The organism is uncultured Microbacterium sp. (assembly GCF_947632095.1).
Classification (GTDB): domain Bacteria; phylum Actinomycetota; class Actinomycetes; order Actinomycetales; family Microbacteriaceae; genus Microbacterium.
Genome location: NZ_CANROA010000091.1, coordinates 1 through 3,762, shown reverse-complemented (window position 1 = coordinate 3,762; position 3,762 = coordinate 1). Strand labels below are relative to the sequence as shown.

Here is a 3,762-nt window from a genome sequence, read left to right as displayed (position 1 = left end):
GACGTCGAGCTGGCCGCGCTGCTGGCGCCAGAGCAGCTCCATGAGGCAGTGGTCGTACTTCGACACGAAGATCGCGACGCGCTTGCGGCGCGAGGTGTCGTGCAGCGACCACTCCATGCCGAATTTCTCGGCGACCGCGCCGATCGACGCTTCGAGGGCGGGACGCGCGGCGGCGAGCCCGTCGAGGTGCAGCACGGTGCGCTGGAAGAAGCGTCCGCCCTCGGCATCCGTCGAATGCTGATCGAGCGAGATGATGTTCGCGTCGTGCTCGGCCAGGACGTTGGCGACGGCGGCGACGATTCCGGGCTGGTCATCGCAGGCGATGAGCAGGCGTGCGGTATCGGTCTGAGACATGGAAGCTCCTTGCAGGGTCGGTGCAATTCTGCCCCGAGCACGGGGGAGGTGGCGAATCGGTAGCCTGAACGGGTGTCATCCGTCGCCTCCGATCTGCTGTCCGCCGCCCGTCGTTCTCTGGTGGACGTTCCGAAAGAAGGACTCGGTGAGGAGCGCACCTCGCGCTGGCGGGGGCACCGCATCGTCAAGATCGGCGAGGTCTGGCACATCGGGGTTCTGCTGCTGACCGATGAGCACGTGCTCGCAACGGCCGAGGTGCTGCGAGCCGCCGACGCGGGACGGCGCGGATACACGGCCGAATCGGCGCGGGCACGGGCCGCACGGCGCGAGCTGGCGTTGAAGGGAGGCTTCGCGGAGGGGGAGGTCGCGCACATCGGCTGGTCGGTGATCGACATGGATGCCGTGGACGCCGGCGGCGAGTCCGGGCCGCTGGCGATGCGGGACGGCGTCGCGATGGTGCGCTGGTCGGGCAGCTCGTGGATGCCGCTGGCGGCCTATCTCGACGAGCGCATCGCGCTCATGCGCGGCAACGTCGACTGAGCGCTCAGACGAGACCGGCGAAGCGCCGCAGCAGCGTCGCGCCGTCGACGCGGGCGGCGAGAACCTCGCCGGAGACGCGGTCGAACTCGTCAGCGGCGAAGTAGCCGTTGTTGCGGTAGAACGTCATGCGGTCCGCGAAGTCCCGGGGCGAGGGCTCGGGGTGGAATTGCGCCGCATACAGGCGATTGCCGACCCGGTACGCCTGCACGGGGCAGTCGTCGTTCGTGGCGAGCAGCGTCGCCCCCGGCGGGGTGCGCCGCGCGCTCTCCTTATGGGCAGTGAAGACGCGCAGCGCGGGGGCCGAAGGCCCGAAGATCGGGTCGGATGCCGCAGCATCCGTCGTTCGGATCTCCGCGGCCCGCGTCGACTCGGCATGCGCGAGGGTCAACTCACCGCCGAGCATGCGCGTCACGACGCCGATGCCGAAGCAGGTGAAGAACGCGGATGCGACACCGGATGCCGCGCGCTCCGCGATGCGCTCGAGGTCGGCCTCGACCCGTTGCTGCAGCGGCGACGTCACGGCATCCGTCACGTTGAACGGCGACCCGCCGATCACGAAACCGGTGTGACGATCGAGCACGTCCTCGGTCAGAGGGGTCGTGACGAGGTCCAGACGATCGAGCTCCTCGACACCCAGGCCGCGCCGGAACGACGCATGCTCGGCATCGGCGGCGCCCCGCTCGGGGCGCACGCAGACGTAGAGGATCTCGGCCATATCAGCGCGAGGAGTTCGCGGTCCGCCCGCGAACGATGCCGATGAACGCGTCGACGTCATCGGTGGTGCGATCGCGCGGCCAGGCGAGGGCGACGGACGAGGTGGGCCCGCCCTCCAGGAGGCGGTAATCGACGTCCTTGCGGCGGTGCGCGCGGGCGAGCGACATGGGCGTGACGATGATGCCCACGCCGGTCGCGACCGTGGCGATCGCGTCGCCCGTGGTGGCGAGCGGGGCGAACCGCGGCGCGGTCGTGCCGGGGATCTCGAGCGGGCCGAGCACGTCGTCGAGCGGGGTGATGAGCACCTCGCCCTCAAGATCGGCGTAGGTCAGTTCGTCGGCGGAGAGCAGGTGGGATTCGGCGGATGCCACGACCACCGGCAGCTCGTCGTACAGCGGGATGATGTGCAGCGTGTCGTCGACGAGCGGCAGGCGCACGAGCACCGCGTCGAGCTCCTCGAGGGCGCTTCGCTGATCCGCCGCGGAGACCGGGATGAGCTCAAGCTCGACGTGCGGCATCCGACGCTTCCAGATGTCGATCCACTTGCCCGGTGTCGCCCCGGGCACCGCGCCGAGGCGGAAAGAGCGCGGCTCCTCGGGCGGGGGAGCAGGAGCGTCGAAGACGACCTTCTGCGCCGGCTTCTTCTTCGGAGCGGGCCGGGTGCCCTTGGCCCCCTTCGCGGACGCTGCGGGACGGCGCGCGCCCCGGCCGGATGCGCCGCCGGACGCGCGGGAGGGCCTGCCGGATTTCGCCATGTTCTCAGGCTACCCGGATGACGTGCTCGAACCCGGTGTCCCGGCGCGTTGCGCACAGCGGAGGTTGTTGCACACCGGGGGCTTTCCCCGACAGAACCTCTTCCGGCGGCGACGGAGTCCGCCGTCCGCAACAGGGCAGTCCACGGCATCCGGAATTCACGACCCGTTCACGCGCGGGTCAGCGCCGCGATCCGCGGATGTCGCCCGGCAGCGGTGTGATCGTCAGGTCGGCGGTCCCGCCGATCCCACAACCTGCACCCGCACCTGTGAAAGGGCCCTTCCTCATGCAGTCACCCCTCAAGCGCGGCCTCGCGATCGCGGCCGGCCTCACCCTCGCCTTCGGCCTCGCGGCATGTTCGGCGGACTCCGCCGACTCGACCACCGGCTCCGACGGCGCCGGCGAGGGCGCCTTCGCCTCGGGCAACGCGGACACCCTGGTCTTCGCCGTCCTCCCCGATCACGAGGGCGCCGATCAGGACGCGCAGCCGATCGCCGACTGGATCGCGGAGATCACCGGCAAGAACGTCGAGATGTTCCAGGCGACCGACTACACCGCCGTCGTGCAGGGACTCGCCGCCGACCAGATCGACATCGCTCAGATCTCGGCCTTCACCTACTACCAGTCGCAGAACGCCGGTGCCGACATCGAACCGATCGGCGCGCAGATCACCCAGGAGGGCGCCGAGCCCGGCTACTTCTCGGTCGCCGTGAAGAACCCGGCGTCCGACGTCGAAACCCTCGCGGACTTCGCCGACCAGGCGGTCTGCTTCGTCAACCCCACCTCGACCTCGGGCTTCGCCGTTCCCATGGGCGGACTGCTCGAAGTCGGCGTGACGGTTCCCGAGGGCGACCGCGTCTTCGGCGAGGAGCACGACCTCAACGCCAAGAAGGTCGCCGAGGGCGTCGACTGCCAGGTCGGCTTCGTCCAGGACATCGACGCCGACCCGTTCATCGAGTCGGGTGAGCTCGTGGAGGTGCAGCGCGTGCAGGTCCCCGCAGCGCCCATCGTGCTGCAGGCGGCCCTGCCCCAGGAGGTCAAGGACCAGCTGTTCGAGGCTCTCGCCGACAGCACCCAGTCCGACCTGACCGACGCCGGCATCGAGCTCAACGAGTTCCTCACGGACGGCTGGTTCGGATACGGCGCCGTCGACGACGCGTACTACGACCTGATCCGTACCCTCTGCGACGAGATCGCGGACGAGGTCGAGGCCTGCCGGGCCTGACCCCGAACGCCCGAACCGCACACAGCCAGGAGCATTGAGATGACGAGCAGCGACACCCCCGCCGTCCGGATCACCGATCTGGACAAGACCTATCCAGGAGCCGCCAAGCCGGCACTCGAGGGGGTGTCGCTGTCCGTCGAACCGGGCGAGATCGTCGTCCTGCTGGGCCTGTCCGG

The 3,762-nt window shown here is 69.8% G+C and carries 5 protein-coding genes; 2 read left to right on the top strand and 3 right to left on the bottom strand.

The window, feature by feature from the left end; genetic code table 11:
* Window positions 1-354, bottom strand: a 354-nt coding sequence (locus Q0Z66_RS12215) for an ACT domain-containing protein (protein WP_298041548.1), incomplete at its 3' end; no start/stop codon positions are given.
* 72 nt (window positions 355-426) lie between these two features.
* Between Q0Z66_RS12215 and Q0Z66_RS12210 the strand changes: the two genes are divergently transcribed.
* Complete coding sequence (locus tag Q0Z66_RS12210; protein ID WP_298041545.1) at window positions 427-894, top strand: glutaminase; 468 nt, start codon at window positions 427-429, stop codon at window positions 892-894.
* Window positions 895-898: 4 nt separating this feature from the next.
* Here the strand turns inward: Q0Z66_RS12210 and Q0Z66_RS12205 are convergent, their stop codons facing one another.
* Together Q0Z66_RS12205 and Q0Z66_RS12200 are read right to left on the bottom strand one after the other, a co-directional pair.
* Window positions 899-1,609 carry a GMP synthase gene (locus Q0Z66_RS12205; RefSeq protein ID WP_298041543.1) on the bottom strand — a complete coding sequence of 237 codons (711 nt, stop codon included), beginning with the start codon at window positions 1,607-1,609 and terminating at the stop codon, window positions 899-901.
* Between the two features lies 1 nt (window position 1,610).
* Complete coding sequence (locus Q0Z66_RS12200) at window positions 1,611-2,363, bottom strand: LysR substrate-binding domain-containing protein (protein WP_298041541.1); 753 nt, start codon at window positions 2,361-2,363, stop codon at window positions 1,611-1,613.
* Window positions 2,364-2,647: 284 nt separating this feature from the next.
* Here Q0Z66_RS12200 and Q0Z66_RS12195 point away from each other — a divergent pair, with 284 nt between their 5' ends.
* On the top strand, window positions 2,648-3,586 hold the full coding sequence (locus Q0Z66_RS12195) for a PhnD/SsuA/transferrin family substrate-binding protein (RefSeq protein WP_298041539.1): 939 nt from the start codon (window positions 2,648-2,650) through the stop codon (window positions 3,584-3,586).
* Window positions 3,587-3,762: the final 176 nt, after the last annotated feature.